At 34.0% G+C, this 17,143-nt stretch carries 18 protein-coding genes, 1 tRNA gene and 1 pseudogene; 12 read left to right on the top strand and 8 right to left on the bottom strand.

All coding sequences use genetic code 11. The features are described 5' to 3' along the window. Window positions 1–49: 49 nt before the first annotated feature. Window positions 50–1,603, bottom strand: coding sequence for an L-piperidine-6-carboxylate dehydrogenase (amaB, locus tag CDH49_RS03115; RefSeq protein WP_100613846.1), 1,554 nt, complete (start codon window positions 1,601–1,603; stop codon window positions 50–52). A gap of 163 nt (window positions 1,604–1,766) precedes the next feature. On the opposite strand from amaB, the gene CDH49_RS03110 reads away from it, so the two are divergent. Further along, window positions 1,767–2,078, top strand: coding sequence for an antibiotic biosynthesis monooxygenase family protein (locus CDH49_RS03110; protein ID WP_100613844.1), 312 nt, complete (start codon window positions 1,767–1,769; stop codon window positions 2,076–2,078). A gap of 1 nt (window position 2,079) precedes the next feature. Here CDH49_RS03110 and CDH49_RS03105 read toward each other — a convergent pair whose 3' ends face one another. From CDH49_RS03105 to CDH49_RS03095, 3 genes are read right to left on the bottom strand one after another with little or no spacing between them, the layout of a single operon-like run. Next, window positions 2,080–2,955, bottom strand: coding sequence for an endonuclease/exonuclease/phosphatase family protein (locus CDH49_RS03105; RefSeq protein WP_100613843.1), 876 nt, complete (start codon window positions 2,953–2,955; stop codon window positions 2,080–2,082). Continuing rightward, window positions 2,955–3,494, bottom strand: a complete 540-nt coding sequence (locus CDH49_RS03100; protein WP_100613841.1) for a YciI family protein — start codon at window positions 3,492–3,494, stop codon at window positions 2,955–2,957. The genes CDH49_RS03105 and CDH49_RS03100 overlap by 1 nt, the downstream gene beginning before the upstream one ends. Window positions 3,495–3,508: 14 nt before the next feature. After that, complete coding sequence (locus CDH49_RS03095; RefSeq protein ID WP_100613839.1) at window positions 3,509–3,979, bottom strand: CYTH domain-containing protein; 471 nt, start codon at window positions 3,977–3,979, stop codon at window positions 3,509–3,511. A 90-nt stretch (window positions 3,980–4,069) separates the two neighbouring features. Between CDH49_RS03095 and dinB the strand changes: the two genes are divergently transcribed. After that, entirely contained in the window at window positions 4,070–5,167 is a 1,098-nt protein-coding gene (gene dinB, locus CDH49_RS03090) for a DNA polymerase IV (RefSeq protein ID WP_100613838.1), read from the top strand. Window positions 5,168–5,678: 511 nt separating this feature from the next. Here dinB and CDH49_RS03080 read toward each other — a convergent pair. After that, complete coding sequence (locus CDH49_RS03080; RefSeq protein WP_100613834.1) at window positions 5,679–6,278, bottom strand: riboflavin synthase; 600 nt, start codon at window positions 6,276–6,278, stop codon at window positions 5,679–5,681. Between the two features lie 65 nt (window positions 6,279–6,343). Here CDH49_RS03080 and pdxA point away from each other — a divergent pair, with 65 nt between their 5' ends. From pdxA to CDH49_RS03035, 9 genes and pseudogenes are all read left to right on the top strand, one after another. Beyond that, window positions 6,344–7,399 carry a 4-hydroxythreonine-4-phosphate dehydrogenase PdxA gene (gene pdxA / locus CDH49_RS03075; protein WP_100613833.1) on the top strand — a complete coding sequence of 352 codons (1,056 nt, stop codon included), beginning with the start codon at window positions 6,344–6,346 and terminating at the stop codon, window positions 7,397–7,399. A 141-nt stretch (window positions 7,400–7,540) separates the two neighbouring features. Further along, on the top strand, window positions 7,541–8,086 hold the full coding sequence (locus tag CDH49_RS03070) for a YceD family protein (RefSeq protein ID WP_100613831.1): 546 nt from the start codon (window positions 7,541–7,543) through the stop codon (window positions 8,084–8,086). Between the two features lie 9 nt (window positions 8,087–8,095). Further along, window positions 8,096–8,299, top strand: a complete 204-nt coding sequence (gene rpmF / locus CDH49_RS03065; protein WP_100610355.1) for a 50S ribosomal protein L32 — start codon at window positions 8,096–8,098, stop codon at window positions 8,297–8,299. A gap of 180 nt (window positions 8,300–8,479) precedes the next feature. Then, entirely contained in the window at window positions 8,480–9,481 is a 1,002-nt protein-coding gene (locus CDH49_RS03060) for a beta-ketoacyl-ACP synthase III (RefSeq protein ID WP_100613829.1), read from the top strand. A gap of 30 nt (window positions 9,482–9,511) precedes the next feature. Further along, a complete protein-coding gene (gene accB, locus CDH49_RS03055; protein ID WP_100613827.1) occupies window positions 9,512–9,997 on the top strand; it encodes an acetyl-CoA carboxylase biotin carboxyl carrier protein in 486 nt (161 codons plus the stop codon). Between the two features lie 102 nt (window positions 9,998–10,099). After that, on the top strand, window positions 10,100–11,455 hold the full coding sequence (gene accC / locus CDH49_RS03050) for an acetyl-CoA carboxylase biotin carboxylase subunit (RefSeq protein WP_100613826.1): 1,356 nt from the start codon (window positions 10,100–10,102) through the stop codon (window positions 11,453–11,455). A gap of 108 nt (window positions 11,456–11,563) precedes the next feature. Then, window positions 11,564–12,686, top strand: a pseudogene (locus CDH49_RS03045) (NAD(P)/FAD-dependent oxidoreductase). Between the two features lie 2 nt (window positions 12,687–12,688). Then, entirely contained in the window at window positions 12,689–13,387 is a 699-nt protein-coding gene (mtgA, locus tag CDH49_RS03040) for a monofunctional biosynthetic peptidoglycan transglycosylase (RefSeq protein ID WP_100613824.1), read from the top strand. Further along, window positions 13,377–13,838 (top strand): 3-oxoacyl-ACP synthase, encoded by a 462-nt coding sequence (locus CDH49_RS03035; protein WP_100613823.1) that lies wholly within the window; start codon window positions 13,377–13,379, stop codon window positions 13,836–13,838. Before mtgA ends, CDH49_RS03035 begins: the two co-directional genes overlap by 11 nt. Here the strand turns inward: CDH49_RS03035 and CDH49_RS03030 are convergent. Next, on the bottom strand, window positions 13,835–14,743 hold the full coding sequence (locus tag CDH49_RS03030; RefSeq protein WP_100613821.1) for an ABC transporter ATP-binding protein: 909 nt from the start codon (window positions 14,741–14,743) through the stop codon (window positions 13,835–13,837). The genes CDH49_RS03035 and CDH49_RS03030 overlap by 4 nt on opposite strands. 90 nt (window positions 14,744–14,833) lie before the next feature. Further along, window positions 14,834–15,736, bottom strand: coding sequence for a T9SS type A sorting domain-containing protein (locus CDH49_RS03025; RefSeq protein WP_100613819.1), 903 nt, complete (start codon window positions 15,734–15,736; stop codon window positions 14,834–14,836). 459 nt (window positions 15,737–16,195) lie between these two features. On the opposite strand from CDH49_RS03025, the gene CDH49_RS03020 reads away from it, so the two are divergent. After that, a tRNA-Arg gene (locus tag CDH49_RS03020) sits at window positions 16,196–16,267 on the top strand. 54 nt (window positions 16,268–16,321) lie between these two features. Here CDH49_RS03020 and CDH49_RS03015 read toward each other — a convergent pair. Continuing rightward, window positions 16,322–17,143, bottom strand: coding sequence for a ZIP family metal transporter (locus tag CDH49_RS03015; protein WP_100613818.1), 822 nt, complete (start codon window positions 17,141–17,143; stop codon window positions 16,322–16,324).

The raw sequence follows: 17,143 nt of genomic DNA, 5'->3' as shown, positions 1-17,143 counted from the left end.
GAAATGAAAGATAATACTGACTAAAGTATTTTTAATATTGCCGGCAAATTTACAAATCGAATTTAATGCCTTGTGCTAACGGTACTTCAGTAGTATAATTAATGGTGTTGGTTTGTCTGCGCATATACACTTTCCAAGCATCAGAACCCGACTCTCGTCCGCCACCTGTTTCTTTTTCGCCCCCAAAAGCACCTCCTATTTCTGCTCCAGATGTGCCAATATTAACATTAGCAATGCCACAATCTGAACCTTGAACTGATAGGAATAGTTCTGCTTCACGTAAATTATTAGTCATTATCGCAGAACTTAGCCCTTGTGCAACATTGTTTTGTATGTCTATGGCATTTTCTACACTTCCAGAATATTCTAATAAATACAAAATAGGTGCAAAAGTTTCTTGTTGCACTATTTTAAAGTCTGGGTTAGCTTCCACAATAGCAGGTTTTACATAGCAACCGCTTTTAAAATCTGCCCCAGAAAGAACACCACCTTCAACAACAAGGTTTCCGCCTTCTTCTACAACTTGCTTTAGGGCATTTTGATACATTTCTACTGCATCTTTATCAATTAACGGCCCTACATGATTGGTTTCATCCAGCGGATTGCCTATTCGAAGTTGTTTGTAAGCATCCGTAATAGCTGTTTTAACTTTTTCGTAAATATCTTCATGAATAATCAAACGTCTGGTGGATGTGCATCGCTGACCCGCCGTACCAACCGCGCCAAAAACAGCACCAATCACCGTCATTTTGATATCAGCATCTGGTGTTACAATGATGGCGTTATTCCCTCCTAATTCTAATAAAGATTTACCCAAGCGGGCCGCCACCTCCTGTGCTACTATTTTTCCCATTCGTGTGGAGCCAGTTGCTGAAATTAAAGGGATTCGATTATCTTTCGTCATAAACTCACCCACCTTATAATCACCATTAATTAAGCTCGAAATGCCTTCAGGTAAATTGTTCTCAGTAAAAACTTCACTTATTATATTTTGACAAGCAACCCCGCACAAAGGTGTTTTTTCACTAGGCTTCCAAATACATACATCGCCACAAACCCACGCCAACGTAGTATTCCAAGCCCAAACGGCGATAGGGAAATTAAACGCCGAAATAATCCCAACCACGCCTAACGGATGGTATTGTTCGTACATGCGATGACCTGGTCTTTCAGAATGCATAGTTAATCCGTGGAGCTGTCTAGACAATCCAACAGCAAAATCGCAGATATCAATCATTTCTTGAACTTCTCCCAATCCTTCTTGCAAGCTTTTGCCCATTTCATAAGACACCAACGTTCCTAAAGCTTCCTTTTTTTCTCGAAGTTTATCCCCAAATTGCCGAATAATATCTCCCCGTCTTGGTGCTGGAACTGTTCGCCAAATTTTGAATGCTCTTGCAGCAGCAGCCATTATCTTTTCATAATCTGCTTTGTCTGTAATAGTAACTTTTCCAATCAATTTCCCATCAACTGGTGAATAGCTTTCTAATACGTCTTTCCCAGAAAAATTATGTAATCCTGTTGAAGTGCCTTCATTTATATCTTTTAAGCCTAAACGTTTCAACGTTTTATCTTTCTCAAAATGGGGAGTTAATGCTTTCATTGGTGCCTTATTTAATGCTTCAAATAAATTATTACTAAGATACCAATTAAAAATAGGTTTGAAAATTTGAATTGAATAAGAATTAAAGTCATATTGTGAATAAATAAAATATACTGGAATTAATACTTATAAGTTTTAATTTTGGTTGAATAGTATATAAAAAATGGAAGATTTTAAACCTTACTACGTGGTCATTTTTACATCAATACAAAAGGATCATATTAAAGGCTATAATGAAATGGCAGAAAAATTGGAAACATTAGCAAAATTGCAGCCCGGTTTTTTAGGCATGGATAGTGCTAGAAATCAAATTGGAATAACAGTAAGCTACTGGGAAAGTTTAGAAGACATAAAAAATTGGAAGCAACAAAATGACCATCTACAGGCACAATCAAAAGGAATAAAAGATTGGTATAAATGGTATAGCGTAAAAATTTGTAAAGTGGAAAGGGAATACCATTTTAATAGTGATTAAATCATCTTTTAATATAGGTTTTAAGCATACTGTGGTCTGATTTAAAAGTTCCTATCTTTTCGGTTTTAAGAACTTTCAAATCTTTAGAAACCCATATATGGTCTATGGAAAGTAAAGGGATATTCCAAAACCATGTTTCTCTAAACCCATTACCTTTTTCGTTAAATGCTTGGTTGAAATTCTTCTTTATGTTTTTGAAGAGACCTGATTCGTATGGTAAATTAAAATCCCCTAAAATAACGGTATTATTTGTTTTATCAATATGTGAATCAATAAATTGCATCTCCCCTCTTCTTGGTAAATCTGGGCTGCCTTGCGCATCAACAGCATAAAAATCAATATCTCTGGATTTGAAGTTTACAACTGTTGAATTTCTTTTAGAAGTTACTTCTTTTTCAATTATAACAGGTGTTTTTGAAAATAAGTATATGTCTCCTTTCATATCGTAGATATAATGATTGGAGAATCGTTGCTTTATACTATTAATATCAGTTATTTTAGGTTCCACTAAAACTAAAATATCAGGAATTCCCTTGTTTTCAAAAAAGGCTTCTTTAAAGTTATTATCACGAGAAGCATTCCAAAAAACAACTTCTAAATCAGCTTCACTTATGTCATCAGAAAAATTAATTTTAAAGCTTCTTCCTAACCAAATAAACAACAAAATTCCAGCTAGAATTAAATTATATTTTCTTCTTTTTTTGCCAATAAATAAGGAAAAAAACAAAATAATACCAATAATTATTGGTAATGGAAAAATGTAAAAAAGCAAGGGTTCATAAAAACCATTATCTCTTATGATAAAATGAATGGTTAATAATGCTAAGATGACTATAACATTTATAAATAGAAAAAGGGATCTTAAAATTTTCAACATTACCTCAAAGCATATCCTTTTGCTGCCCACCATGGATGAACTTCCACAATAAGATTTCCTTTTTCAACCATAGGGTCGGACTTTGCCAAACTATCAGCCATTTTAAGTGTTGGTACATTATAAATGCTTACGCCTCGAATATTTCCTTGATCTGCAAAGGGCCCAGAAATATCGGCATATCCTAACTCATACATTTTAGCTAAATGGGCTAAATGTTCCTTTTGCAGTAATCTTGTTTCCTCTTCATTTTGCGACCTAATCGGCCCGGATTTCAAAAATACCATGAAATATTGCTGCATTATAATGGTGTCGTTTGTCTTTTCATCAATATAGTCAAAAAATTCAAATCCTTTAGCGGCAAGTTCTGCTTTAACCTCTCTAATAGGCTTTTTATAAGGTTTTCCTAATCCTAAACTATCTGTGGATGTATTTTTTACTTCCAAACTATCTACATTATCATTTAGATGCTTATCATCAAATTCCTTTTTACACGAAAAAAGAAAAGTCATTATTAAGGCTGACAAAATTAATTTCTTCATATTTATATTTTAAATTACTTCCAATTTATATACGGCTGTTTACTTATTTGAGAATTATAATATCGTGTATCTCCTGTAACTTCTTTTCCAAGCCAATTTGGTTTTTCATAAATTTCTGATTCATTTTCTAATTCAACCTCAGCAATAACCAAACCTGCATTATCTCCATAAAATTCATCGACCTCAAAAATATGGTTTCCTACCTTGACTTCATAACGTATTTTTTCAATAATACCTTTTTCGCAAATTTTTAAAAGATTTTCAGCCTCAATTATGGATATCTCCTTTTCCCATTCAAATCTAGACAATCCATTGGTGCTAGATTCCCCTTTAATTGTTAAAAATCCTTTATCTCCTTTTATTCTAACTCTAACAGTTCGTTCTTTATCCGTGTTTAAAAAGCCTTGAACTATTCTTGATTGTTTAAATGCTTCTGATTTATATAAATCTGAAGTGACTAAAAATTTACGTTCTATTTCAATCATAACATTTCCCACGAAAGTGGGTATCTCATTTTTTTACAAATCTAATAAATTGAGATTCCTGTCTTCGCAGGAATGTTATAAATTTACAGCATGTCTACCAATTTACCAATTAGAAAAATTATTCATATTGATATGGATGCCTTTTTTGCATCTGTAGAACAAATGGATAATCCAGAACTAAAGGGAAAGCCCATTGCTGTGGGTGGTGGAGGAAAACGCGGCGTTGTAAGCGCTGCCAGTTATGAAGCTAGGAAATTTGGTGTAAAAAGTGCCATGGCTGGAAATTTAGCTGCTAAATTATGTCCGGAACTTATTTTTGTAAGGCCACATTTTGAAAGATATGCTGAAATTTCTAAAAAAATAAGAAAAATATTTTATGATTATACCGATTTGGTAGAACCGTTGTCTCTTGACGAAGCCTATTTGGATGTTACTGAAAACAAAAAAGGCAATCCCAGTGCCACATTAATTGCCAAAGACATCCGGGAACGTATTCATAAAGAGATTGGTTTAACAGCCTCTGCCGGTATTTCCATTAATAAGTTTATTGCAAAAGTTGCCAGTGATTATAATAAACCAAATGGACAAAAAACAGTGACCCCAGAAGAGGTTATTCCATTTTTGGAGCAATTGGATATTAGGAAATTTTATGGTGTTGGCAAAGTGACTGCCGAAAAAATGTACCAATTGGGGATTTTTACCGGAATGGATTTAAAATCAAAAACCATCGACTATTTAGATACCCATTTTGGAAAATCAGGAAGATACTATTATTATGTAGTGAGAGGGATTCATAACAGTGAGGTGAAGCCAAACAGAATTCGAAAATCATTAGCGGCCGAACGTACTTTTGGCGAAAATTTATCAAGTGAAATTTTTATGCTTGAAAAACTGGAACATATTGCAAATGAGGTTTCTAATCGTTTATCAAAAAGTAAAGTATCTGGAAAAACCATCACTTTAAAAATAAAGTACAGTGATTTCACGCTTCAAACCAGAAGTAAAACACTACCTTATTTTATTAGTGATAAATCAATAATTCTTGAAACCTCTAAAGATTTATTATTTCAAGAAAAATTAAATAATTCTGTGCGATTGCTAGGTATTGCTTTATCAAATTTAAATACAGAGACCATTAAAATTAGCGAAAGTAAAAGTATTAGCGTTCAATTAAAATTCGAATTTTAGCCCTGCTTTATGAGGTTTTTATAAAAAAATGTTAATAAATTTCTATTTTTTTAAATATTCAAATTAATTACAAAAATCTTTTAACTAGATGATTTATTAGAACTTAGATTTAATATATTTGAAAACAAAAAAGAAATTTGAGGGATTAGTTTTTATGTTTTCATACTTTTTTATCTAAAAAATACGTTAATCGCTTTAAAAGTGAACTCTCATTTTTAATGTATTTTGTCGATGATTTATGCTTTTTATGGAGATTGTTTGGTTTAATTGTAAGATAATATTTTGCAGGTTTTCTTTTTTTTATACATTTGGCAACCATGATGTTACATAATAAAAAAAGAATTACCTCTATCTTATTTATATTGATAGGCATGGTCTGTTTGGCTCAGGGAACCGATCCTCCTCCTCCTAGCACGCCCCCTCCCGGCCTTCCCATCGATAGTGGCGTTTTAATGGGAGCATGTATTGCATTAATTTATGGGGCTAAAAAACTTTTAAAAAAGTAATTAAATTATTTGCTTTGTAGATTTAAACTTAAAAGTTTGGTTACATACTTTCCTAAAACATCAAATTCTAAATTTACCACTGTACCCACTTTAAATATATTGAAATTAGTATGGTTATAGGTATATGGTATTATTGCTACACTAAAGCTGTCTGTTTTAGAGTTAACAACCGTTAAACTTGTTCCATTTACGGTTATGGAGCCTTTTTCAATAGTTATGTTATGAAACGATGTATCATATTTAAAAGTGAAAACCCAGCTACCATTAGCTTCTTCAATATGCGTACAAACAGCTGTTTGGTCTACATGCCCTTGTACCATATGTCCGTCAAGCCTATCGCCAAGTTTCATAGCTCTTTCTAGGTTTACTTTATCATCAACTTTTAAAAATTTTAAATTTGTTTTATCTAAAGTTTCCTTGATGGCAGTAACTGTATATTTGTCGTTGTTTATATCAACCACCGTTAAGCAAACACCATTATGGGCAACGCTTTGGTCTATTTTTAATTCATTGGTTAATCCACTCTTAATGGTTATGTGAAGATTATCAAACTCTTGTTTTAAACTCGATACAACACCCAACTCTTCAATAATTCCAGTAAACATATTATTATCTGTTTATTTAGTTAAATTTGCATCATCAAAATTACAAACAAAAGTTATCATTTTTAATGAAGAGATCAGAAAATATAGTTGTAGGAATATCAATTGGCGATTTAAATGGCATTGGCGCTGAAGTGGTTTTGAAAACCTTTGAAGATGACAGAATGTTGGAATTTTGCACCCCGGTTATTTTTGCATCCTCTAAAACGATAACTTATTTAAAAAACCATTTTAAATCTGAAATCAATTTTAATGACACCAACAAAATAAATGAATTAGCTTTTGGAAAAGTGAATGTGTTTAACTGTTGGAACGAAACGGTAACCATCGATTTTGGAAAAGAAGACTTAAAAATTGGTGAATACGCCATAAAATCGTTGCAAGCTGCCACTAAAGCATTGAAAAATGGAGATGTTGATGTTTTGGTAACGGCACCCATTAATAAACATAACATTCAATCCAAAGATTTTAATTTCCCAGGCCATACCGATTATCTTGCTAAAGAACTAGAAGGCGAAAGCCTCATGTTTATGGTATCGGACTCATTAAGGATAGGATTACTAACAGACCATGTTCCTGTAAAAGACATAGTGGAACACATTACGTCCCAATTGATTGAGAAAAAAATAAACACGGTTTATCATTCCCTTCAAAACGATTTTAATATTAACAGACCTAAAATTGCTGTTTTAGGCATTAATCCGCATACTGGGGACAATGGCGTTATAGGTCATGAAGACGATACCGTAATGAGACCCACACTTAATAAGCTTAAAGAAAGTGGCAAACTCGTTTTTGGACCTTATGCGGCAGATAGTTTTTTTGGTTCCAACAATTATAAAAATTTTGATGCTATTATAGCCTCCTACCACGACCAAGGTTTAATTCCCTTTAAAACCTTATCATTTGGTCAAGGTGTTAATTACACTGCTGGATTAAGCAAAGTAAGAACCTCACCAGATCACGGTACTGCCTATGAAATTGCTGGAAAAGGTATTGCGGACGAAAACTCTTTTAAAGAAGCTGTTTTTATGGCCATTGAAATATTCAAAAACAGATTAGACTATAAAGAACTTACTTCCAATCCACTAAAAAAAGGAGAAAGAAAAGACTACGACAATTAGTTTGCATCGAGTTTTTAATGGTAATTAAAGCTATTAAAGCCTATAATACTATGCAGCAAATCCTATAAACAAAAAAAAGTTTATAAGTAATGCCACTTAAATAAAAATTTATATATTTGCAGGCTCAAATTAGATGTGATAATGAAGCCGTTAAAAGAGTTCACAATCCCATTTGTAGGATTAAAAATAGCCTCTCATCACTTTGATTATGATATTGAGAAAACGTTCTTTGAATATTTTGAGTATGAAGATTTTAATGATGTAAATGTTCAAGTTAAAGTTGATCTAAATAAAAAGACAACCTTAATGGAACTACATTTTAAAATTTCTGGAATAGTTAATGTAAACTGTGATTTAACTAACGAGCCTTACGACCAAAAAATTAAAAATGAATTTGATTTAGTGGTTAAGTTTGGAGATGAATATAATGATGAAGATACAGATATTCTAATCCTTCCACATGGCGCTTATGAAATTAATATACAACAATACATCTATGAATTAATTGTACTTGCTGTACCAATTAAAAGGGTGCATCCAGGCGTTATCGATGGAACATTAAATTCGGACATACTTAAAAAACTAGAAGAATTGAGTCCGAAAATGGACCCAAAAAAAGAAATAAAAGAAGAGGATATAGACCCTCGTTGGAATACATTAAAGAAACTATTAACGGATAAAAAATAATTATATAAAATGGCACATCCTAAGAGAAAAATCTCTAAAACAAGAAGAGACAAAAGAAGAACTCATTACAAAGCAACTGCGCCAACAATTGCTACATGTCCTACAACAGGCGAAGCTCACTTATTCCACAGAGCACATTGGCATGAAGGAAAACTCTATTATAGAGGTCAAGTTTTAATTGACAACTCTGAAGCTGTAGAAAATTTAGCATAATTATTATGCACGCATATAACAAAACGCTCACATGTGAGCGTTTTTTTTATGATATGTTTTCATAACAATTCAAAAACCACTTAATTTGTATAATATTAGACCAAAATTCACTAATTTGAAGAAATTTTGAGCATTTTCATGATTTTTTTGTGATTTTTTGGTCAAATTAACTATAAAGTTATGAGTAAAATCTCTGCGGCAATCACAGCTGTAGGTGCCTATGTACCAGAATATGTGTTAACCAATCAAATACTTGAAACTATGGTTGACACAAACGACGAATGGATAACTTCCCGAACGGGAATTAAAGAACGTCGAATTCTTAAAGATGATGGCAAAGGAACTTCCTATTTAGCTATAAAAGCCGCCCAAGATCTAATCGATAAAAAAAGAATAGATCCTAAGACTATAGAAATAGTTATTGTTGCTACAGCAACACCCGACATGAAAGCAGCATCTACGGCCGCTTACACCGCGTCCGAAATCGGAGCGACAAACGCATTTACATTTGATATGGACGCCGCATGCTCTAGTTTTTTATATGGCATGTCTGTTGCAGCTAGCTACATAGAATCTGGTAGATATAAAAGCATCCTATTAATTGGAGCCGATAAAATGTCTTCAATAATTAACTATAAAGATCGAGCAACTTGTATTATCTTTGGAGATGGTGCTGGTGCTGTTTTATTTGAACCCAACACAGAAGGTCTAGGATTACAAGACGAATACTTAAGAAGTGATGGTACAGGAAGGGAGTTTTTGCAAGCTACATATGGTGGTTCATCGTACCCTATATCTGTTGAAGCCATAGAAAAAGGAGGTCAATATGCCTTTCAAGAAGGAAGAACTGTTTTTAAAAATGCTGTTTTTAATATGGCAGATGCTACGGTAAAAATAATGGAAAGAAATGGTTTAACTAAAAACGATCTTGCTTGGTTAGTAGCACATCAAGCAAACAAACGTATCGTTGATGCTACGGCTCAACGTATAGAATTGGAAGATGAAAAGGTAATGAGCAATATAGAAAAATATGGGAATACAACCTCTGCTACGTTGCCTCTATTATTACACGATTACGAATCAAAACTAAAAAAAGGAGATAATTTAATATTTGCCGCATTTGGTGGTGGATTTAATTGGGGATCTATTTATTTAAAATGGGCATATAATTCAGTAAACTAACCAAACCAAAAATTAATTAATTAGCAAATTATGGATATAAAAGAGATTCAAAACTTAATCAAGTTTGTTGCCAAATCTGGCGCGAGTGAGGTTAAATTGGAGATGGATGATATCAAAATCACCATCAAGACCGGACCAGATCCAGACACTGCCGCTGTGCACTATGCTCCAGTAGCAACTCAAATACCTCAAGTAGCAGCTGCACCAATAAGTGAAGTAAAACCTGTTACGGACGCTTCTGCTCCTGTAACCCCCGCTCCTATAGAAAATTCGAAATACATAACAATCAAATCGCCCATAATTGGAACTTTCTATAGAAAACCATCACCAGACAAACCTTTGTTTGTTGAGGTTGGACAAACTATTTCAGAAGGCGATGTGCTTTGTATTATAGAAGCCATGAAACTTTTCAATGAAATTGAATCTGAAGTTTCTGGAAAAGTAGTGAAAATATTAGTTGACGATTCTTCTCCAGTGGAATTTGATCAACCTTTATTTTTAATAGACCCATCATAACCAGTTAAAAATTCCAATACCACATACCGATAGTTGTCGGGACTCTAAATCCATTATATGGAGTTTTGAGATTGGAATTTGTAATTTTTAATTTTTAAAGTTATGTTTAAAAAAATATTAGTTGCCAATAGAGGCGAAATAGCACTACGTGTTATTAGAACTTGTAAAGAGATGGGCATTAAAACCGTAGCTGTGTATTCTACAGTTGATGCAGAAAGTTTACATGTTAAGTTTGCAGACGAAGCCGTGTGTATTGGACCTCCTGCAAGTAAAGATTCCTACCTTAAAATTTCCAATATTATCGCAGCTGCCGAGATTACCAATGCAGATGCCATTCATCCAGGTTATGGCTTTTTATCTGAAAATGCCAGATTTTCAAAGATATGTGAAGAACACAACATCAAATTCATAGGTGCCACGGCAGAAATGATTGATAGAATGGGTGACAAATCCAATGCCAAAGCAACCATGAAAGAAGCTGGTGTGCCTTGTGTTCCCGGTAGTGATGGCATTATACAAACCTACGAAGAATGCGAAAAAGTAGCTAAAAAAACAGGCTACCCAGTGATGCTCAAAGCTTCGGCAGGCGGTGGAGGAAAAGGCATGCGTGCTGTTTGGAAACCAGAAAAACTTAAAGATGCTTGGGATTCTGCCAGACAGGAAAGTAAAGCAGCCTTTGGAAATGACGATATGTACATGGAAAAACTCATTGAAGAACCAAGACATATCGAAATTCAAATCGTGGGTGATTCTACGGGAAGAGCATGCCATTTATCAGAAAGAGATTGCTCAATCCAACGTCGTCATCAAAAATTAACCGAAGAGACACCTTCGCCATTTATGACCGATGAGCTTAGGGAAAAAATGGGTAATGCCGCTGTAAAAGCTGCGGAATATATCAAATACGAAGGTGCCGGAACTATTGAATTTTTGGTAGATAAACACCGTAATTTCTACTTCATGGAAATGAATACTCGTATTCAAGTAGAACATCCCATCACAGAACAAGTGATTGATTTCGATTTAATACGCGAACAAATATTGGTAGCTGCTGGTGTGCCAATTTCTGGTAAAAATTACACCCCTAAGTTACATTCCATCGAATGTCGTATTAATGCCGAAGATCCTTATAATGGTTTTAGACCATCTCCTGGAACGATTACAACATTACATGCCCCGGGAGGCCATGGTGTGCGTCTAGATACCCATGTATATGCAGGTTATACCATTCCGCCAAATTACGATTCCATGATTGCCAAGTTAATAACCACCGCTCAAACACGAGGAGAAGCTATCAGCAAAATGAAACGTGCTTTAGATGAATTTGTTATTGAGGGTATAAAAACGACCATCCCTTTCCACAGACAATTAATGGAAAATCCAGATTATTTAGCTGGTAATTATACCACGAAGTTTATGGAAGATTTTGTCATTGAAAAACCAGCGACTGAAGAATAAAAAGAAAAAGTCTCAATTTAATAATTGGGACTTTTTTTATGCGTGTTAGCGCTACTAACAACCAAAGTACAATTTCACTACTTTTGCAAACAATTAACAACCAAAACCTTGAACCTATCTTACTGGGAAATAAAAAACTGGTTCACTAACATAGATTATACTATTGTTGGTAGTGGTATTGTAGGTTTAAGCTGTGCTTGGTTTTTAAAAGAACGCTTCCCAAAATCCAAGATATTAATATTAGAAAGAGGCATGCTTCCTCAAGGTGCTAGCACAAAAAATGCCGGCTTTGCTTGTTTTGGTAGTTTAAGTGAAATCATTGAAGATTTAAAATCACATTCTGAAAATGAGGTTTTAGAACTCGTGGAAAAACGCTTTTATGGCTTACATTTATTGCGAAAAACGTTGGGCGATAAAGCTGTCAATTATCAAAATAATGGTGGTTTCGAATTGTTCAACAATACAGACGATACCCTTTATGAAACCTGTCTGTCTCAAAAAAACAAGATTAATAAATTCCTCAAACCCATTTTTAAAACAGACGTTTTTAGTCTAAAAAACAATATGTTCAATTTTAAGAACATTAAAAGGCAATATATTTTTCAATCCGTTTGAAGGTCAAATTGATACTGGAATGATGATGCAAGCCTTACTTAAAAAAGTGCAATCAAAAGGTATAAAAATCCTTAACAATATAACTCTTGAACATTTTGAAGAATCCAACAATTCAGTGAAAATAAAAACTAATTTATTAGAATTTTCAACCCGTAAGCTATTTATCGCCACCAATGGATTTGCAGCACAATTAATTAATGAAGATGTAAAACCGGCTCGGGCGCAGGTTCTCATCACAAAACCCATAAAACGATTACATATAAAAGGCACATTTCATTTAGATAAAGGCTATTATTATTTTAGAAATATAGATAACAGAATTTTGTTTGGCGGCGGTAGAAACTTAGATTTTAAAGGTGAAGAAACTACCGAATTTAATGAAACCGAACATATCCAAAACGCATTGGAAACCCTTTTAAAAACAACTATTTTACCAGAAACCCCGTTTGAAATAGAACATCGATGGTGTGGGATTATGGGTGTGGGATTATCGGGACAAAAAAAAGTCATAGTAAAACCATTGGGAAATCATGTATATTGCGGTGTACGCCTTGGTGGTATGGGCATTGCTATTGGGAGTTTAATAGGTAAAGAATTAGTACAATTATTAGATTGATTATGATTAAAAAAGTATTTAAATTTTTATTAAAAATGATTGGGTGGTTTTTTGCCATTTCCATCGCTTTAGTTATTGTATTTAAATGGATTCCTGTTCCTGCAACTCCCTTGATGGTGATACGAACCGTTCAACAAGCTACAAGTGGGGAAGATGTGGTTTGGAAACACGATTGGGAATCCATTGATAATATTTCTAAAAATCTACAACTAGCCGTTATTTGTAGCGAAGACCAAAACTTTTTAAACCATCATGGTTTCGATATGAAAGCGATTGAAAAAGCGATTGAACATAACAAAAAAAGCAAGCGTACCAGAGGTGCTAGCACCATTAGCCAACAAACCGCAAAAAATGTTTTTTTATGGCCACATCGCAGTTGGTTACGCAAAGGTTTGGAAACCTATTTTACTTTTTTAATAGAGCTTTTTTGGTCTAAAGAACGCATTATGGAAGTTTACTTGAATAGTATTGAGATGGGTAACGGTATTTATGGAGCAGAAGCGGCAGCTCAACATTGGTTTAAAAAACCAGCGGCCAAATTAACAAGCTACCAAGCAGCCGCCATAGCTGCTGTATTACCAAGCCCCATGAGATATAGGGCGAATCCTGCTTCTGCTTATATTCAGGGCCGACAAGTTTGGATAGTGAGACAAATGGGATTCTTTGGAAAATTAGATTATAATAAAAAAGATGATAAATGATTTAAAACTCAAAGAAGCTTTATATAATCAATGCTTAAATTTTATTGAAAATAGATTTCAAACCATACAAAATACTATTAACGATATTCAAAAATCGTTATTATCAGAAACAAAAAGTAGTGCTGGCGACAAACATGAAACAGGTAGGGCCATGTTGCAATTGGAACGTGAAAAAGCAGGCAATCAATTAGCCGACATCCAAAAATTAAAAGAGTCGTTTTCTAAAATTGATATATCTAAAACCTCTGAAACCATTGGTTTGGGAAGCCTTGTAATGACATCTCAAAACAATTATTTTATTTCTATTAGTGCTGGAGAATTTACGGTTGAAAACGACACTTATTATGCTATTTCTTCTAGTACACCTATTGGGCAATTACTTTTGGGTAAATCAGTTGGAGACGAGATTGTTTTTAGAGAACAGAAGTTTAAGATTGAATCTGTTTTCTAAATAGCAAGATGAATTTGCAATCCATTTTCAATTTGATTTGGATGTTCAAAAAATACTATTTCTCCATTTAAATCCGCTTCAATTAAATAGTAACTTCCTTTATAATAAGATGTTTTTACGGTTGCTTTTAAATTTGATGTATCTACCAATTTGAGTTGATGTGCATAGAGAATACCATGGGATTTAAGGTTGTTGAATTCCCCAAAAAAAGAAGCTATTAATTTATTTTGCGGGTTTTCATATAAATCCTTAGGAGAACCATTTGCCATAATTTTAGCCTCATGCAACACGATCATTCGGTCTGAAAAAGACAAAACATCATCTTTATCGTGCGTAGCAACCATACATGTAATGTTTTTTTCTTTTAGATATTTAAATAAATTTCGCCGTAATGATTGCTTTTTGAAATTATCTATATGGCTAAAAGGTTCATCCAAGAGAAGAATCTCTGGTTGTTTGGCTATGGCTCTGGCCAAGGCTACACGTTGTTTTTGTCCGCCACTCAAATTTTTAACCTTCGTTTTTGCGTCATCCGTTAATTCTACAACCTCTAAAAGTTCTTTTATGCGCGCTTGCTTTTCTTCAGGATAAAAATTAGATAAGAAAGCGCCAACATTTTCTGAAACGGATATAAAAGGCATCAAGTCAAATTCTTGCGCCACATATTTCATGAATTCATGCCCAACCACAAGATTGTGTTTTGGACCTAGAATTTCTTGGTTCTTCCAAAATATTTGTCCTTCGTTCAAATCGTAAGCCCCATAAAGCAATTTTAAAAGGGTGCTTTTTCCCGATCCGCTTTCACCAATAATAGAAACATGTTCGCCAGCATTGACCGAAAAACTAATACTGTCAAGAACAGTTTGCTTATTATAGCTAAAGGAGATATTTTTTACTTGAAGCATGTTGCAAAAATAGCATAAAAAAATCGCTTGGATTTCAAGCGATTTTTTTATTATGACTTGGAAATTTAAAAAGGCAATAGTATAAAAAGTCTATTTCAATATTAATTTTGAGTTTTGATTTCTACCGTCAGCGTCAATTTTTAATATGTATAGTCCTGAAGCCACATTAGATCTGTCCCATGTTTGAACAAAAGATCCAGCTGATTTCTCTTCATTTAATAATGTTTTCACCAATTTACCAGTGACATCGTAAACATCCATTTTAACTCGAGCAGCGGTATTAAGATTTAAATTTATTTTTACGAATTGTGATTCTGATGATGGATTAGGAAAAACACTTACAGTTCCATTGATGCCAAACTTTTTATTGGATAAGATATCATCAGTTTTTGTCATCTCTATAGCACCTATATAGTAAAACCCATCAGAGTTATCATTAGCAGATCCTTTTTGCACCAGAATGGTAATTTCACCATCTATATTAGGTTGTACATTAAGTATGGTAGCAACGTTAGCCGTATTTTCTCTGGCATCTAAAGTGGCTGTTTGCGCTGCGCCATCACCTGTTATGGTATACAATGCTTCTCTATTATCAAGAGGATCAACAGATTCTCTAGACGCAAAAATGGTAAACGAATAATATTTGCCAGCTTCTAAACCCGAAAGAGTAAAACCTCCTGTTGGTTCTGTAGCATCGTCTCCATAATAGCTATCTCTGGTCGCCGTATCTGGAAATGGCAAGCCACCATCTGGAGTTTGAGTGCCCGTACTACTAGCGAAAGGTCCAAAAATATCAGTTAGGGTTAATACTTCTCCAGTAGTTACTCCATCATCATCAATTAAGTTTGTGAAGGAATTTAATGTTCCAGGGTCGTTTACATTATTCCAGTTACCAAGCGTACTGGTGGCACCAAAATCTATCAGAGTAATTTCCTGCCCATAAGCAGCAAATATAGATAAGGTAAAAAGTAAACATAGAGTAATTTTTTTCATATTTTAATTGATTTAAGGATTAGTAAATTTCTTGAAACGTGTTTAATTAATTGCTTTTAATCGAGTGTACTAGATTTAATACGAAAATACAATAAAATATTTTGTTTTTAACCAAAACATATCAAAAATCATTAATTGATTTAATTGCTTCTCGTTGAACACTTTAAAAACATACACAAACAGCGATTTTGGTTTAATATCTCAACAAGATTATTATGAATCGAATTCTAAAAATTTTTAAAGAATAATCTTACTGAGGGTTTATTTAATTCTAGAATTAAATGGAACGTTTTGATACAAGCCCAACAGCGGCATTCGAAAATGGAGACCTTTTCAACTTAAAAATAGAAGATATATTCTTTTAGGGTAAAGAATAAAAAACTTATTTTTACAAAATACACATTGGCTAAATGTGTTTAGAAAAATTTACATTTTTGATGTAAGTTTTTTTTCTTTTACGGCTCCATAGTTCAAGGGATAGAACAAAAGTTTCCTAAACTTTAGATCCAAGTTCGAATCTTGGTGGAGTCACTATACTATTTATAAAATCTTCCCCCTCCACTTTTGTTGTAAAAATGAAATAAATCAGCTCAATGCCACATCCAAGGTCATCATAATGATAAATCCCCCAATAAAACCAAGTGTGGCAACATCGGTGTATTTATCACGTTGCGTTTCAGGAATCACTTCTTCAACAACCACAAAAATCATGGCGCCAGCAGCAAACGCCAAGGCATAAGGCAAAATAGGGATAAAAAAAGTAACAGCAACGGCGCCAATAACAGCTGCTATGGGTTCAACAATGGCCGACATTTGTCCGTACCAAAAACTTTTAAATTTACTCACTCCTTGACGGCGTAAGGGCATGGAAACCGCCAAACCTTCTGGAAAATTTTGAATGCCAATACCAATGGCCAAAGCAACGGCTCCGCCAATAGTTGCTTCTGGAATACCCGCAGCAACACCTCCAAATAAAACACCAACCGCTAAACCTTCTGGAATATTATGAAGGGCAATTGCCAAAACAAGTAACGTCGTTTTATGCCACGGACTTTTAACACCTTCTTTTTCGGTTTCTTTAAAGTTAATGTGCAAATGAGGCAACACTTTATCCAATCCGAAAATAAAAAAAGCTCCCATAGCAAAACCTACAGCCGCAGGAATGACTTTCACAAAACCTTCTCCTGGACTCATTTCTATACCAGGGGCCAATAAACTCCAAAAACTAGCCGCTACCATAACGCCGCCTGTAAAACCGAGCATGCCATCAAAAAACGCCCTGTTTATGCCTTTGATCAAAAAAACCAGCGATGCTCCTAAAGCTGTTACAATCCATGTGAACAATGATGCGTACAGGGCTCCTAAAATAGGGTCTATAGTCTCAAAATAAGTAATAATACTATCCAT

The sequence above is a fragment of the Confluentibacter citreus genome (assembly GCF_002807055.1).
Lineage (GTDB): Bacteria > Bacteroidota > Bacteroidia > Flavobacteriales > Flavobacteriaceae > Confluentibacter > Confluentibacter citreus.
Note: the sequence above shows the minus strand (reverse complement) of the source record. Positions and strands in the feature narration are given on the sequence as shown.

Coding starts and splice junctions, on each gene's coding strand:
- amaB (WP_100613846.1), bottom strand. CDS start 1,603: ATGAAAGCATTAACTCCCCATTTTGAGAAAGATAAAACGTTGAAACGT.
- CDH49_RS03110 (WP_100613844.1), top strand. CDS start 1,767: ATGGAAGATTTTAAACCTTACTACGTGGTCATTTTTACATCAATACAA.
- CDH49_RS03105 (WP_100613843.1), bottom strand. CDS start 2,955: ATGTTGAAAATTTTAAGATCCCTTTTTCTATTTATAAATGTTATAGTC.
- CDH49_RS03100 (WP_100613841.1), bottom strand. CDS start 3,494: ATGAAGAAATTAATTTTGTCAGCCTTAATAATGACTTTTCTTTTTTCG.
- CDH49_RS03095 (WP_100613839.1), bottom strand. CDS start 3,979: ATGATTGAAATAGAACGTAAATTTTTAGTCACTTCAGATTTATATAAA.
- dinB (WP_100613838.1), top strand. CDS start 4,070: ATGTCTACCAATTTACCAATTAGAAAAATTATTCATATTGATATGGAT.
- CDH49_RS03080 (WP_100613834.1), bottom strand. CDS start 6,278: ATGTTTACTGGAATTATTGAAGAGTTGGGTGTTGTATCGAGTTTAAAA.
- pdxA (WP_100613833.1), top strand. CDS start 6,344: ATGAAGAGATCAGAAAATATAGTTGTAGGAATATCAATTGGCGATTTA.
- CDH49_RS03070 (WP_100613831.1), top strand. CDS start 7,541: ATGAAGCCGTTAAAAGAGTTCACAATCCCATTTGTAGGATTAAAAATA.
- rpmF (WP_100610355.1), top strand. CDS start 8,096: ATGGCACATCCTAAGAGAAAAATCTCTAAAACAAGAAGAGACAAAAGA.
- CDH49_RS03060 (WP_100613829.1), top strand. CDS start 8,480: ATGAGTAAAATCTCTGCGGCAATCACAGCTGTAGGTGCCTATGTACCA.
- accB (WP_100613827.1), top strand. CDS start 9,512: ATGGATATAAAAGAGATTCAAAACTTAATCAAGTTTGTTGCCAAATCT.
- accC (WP_100613826.1), top strand. CDS start 10,100: ATGTTTAAAAAAATATTAGTTGCCAATAGAGGCGAAATAGCACTACGT.
- mtgA (WP_100613824.1), top strand. CDS start 12,689: ATGATTAAAAAAGTATTTAAATTTTTATTAAAAATGATTGGGTGGTTT.
- CDH49_RS03035 (WP_100613823.1), top strand. CDS start 13,377: ATGATAAATGATTTAAAACTCAAAGAAGCTTTATATAATCAATGCTTA.
- CDH49_RS03030 (WP_100613821.1), bottom strand. CDS start 14,743: ATGCTTCAAGTAAAAAATATCTCCTTTAGCTATAATAAGCAAACTGTT.
- CDH49_RS03025 (WP_100613819.1), bottom strand. CDS start 15,736: ATGAAAAAAATTACTCTATGTTTACTTTTTACCTTATCTATATTTGCT.
- CDH49_RS03015 (WP_100613818.1), bottom strand. CDS start 17,143: ATGGATAGTATTATTACTTATTTTGAGACTATAGACCCTATTTTAGGA.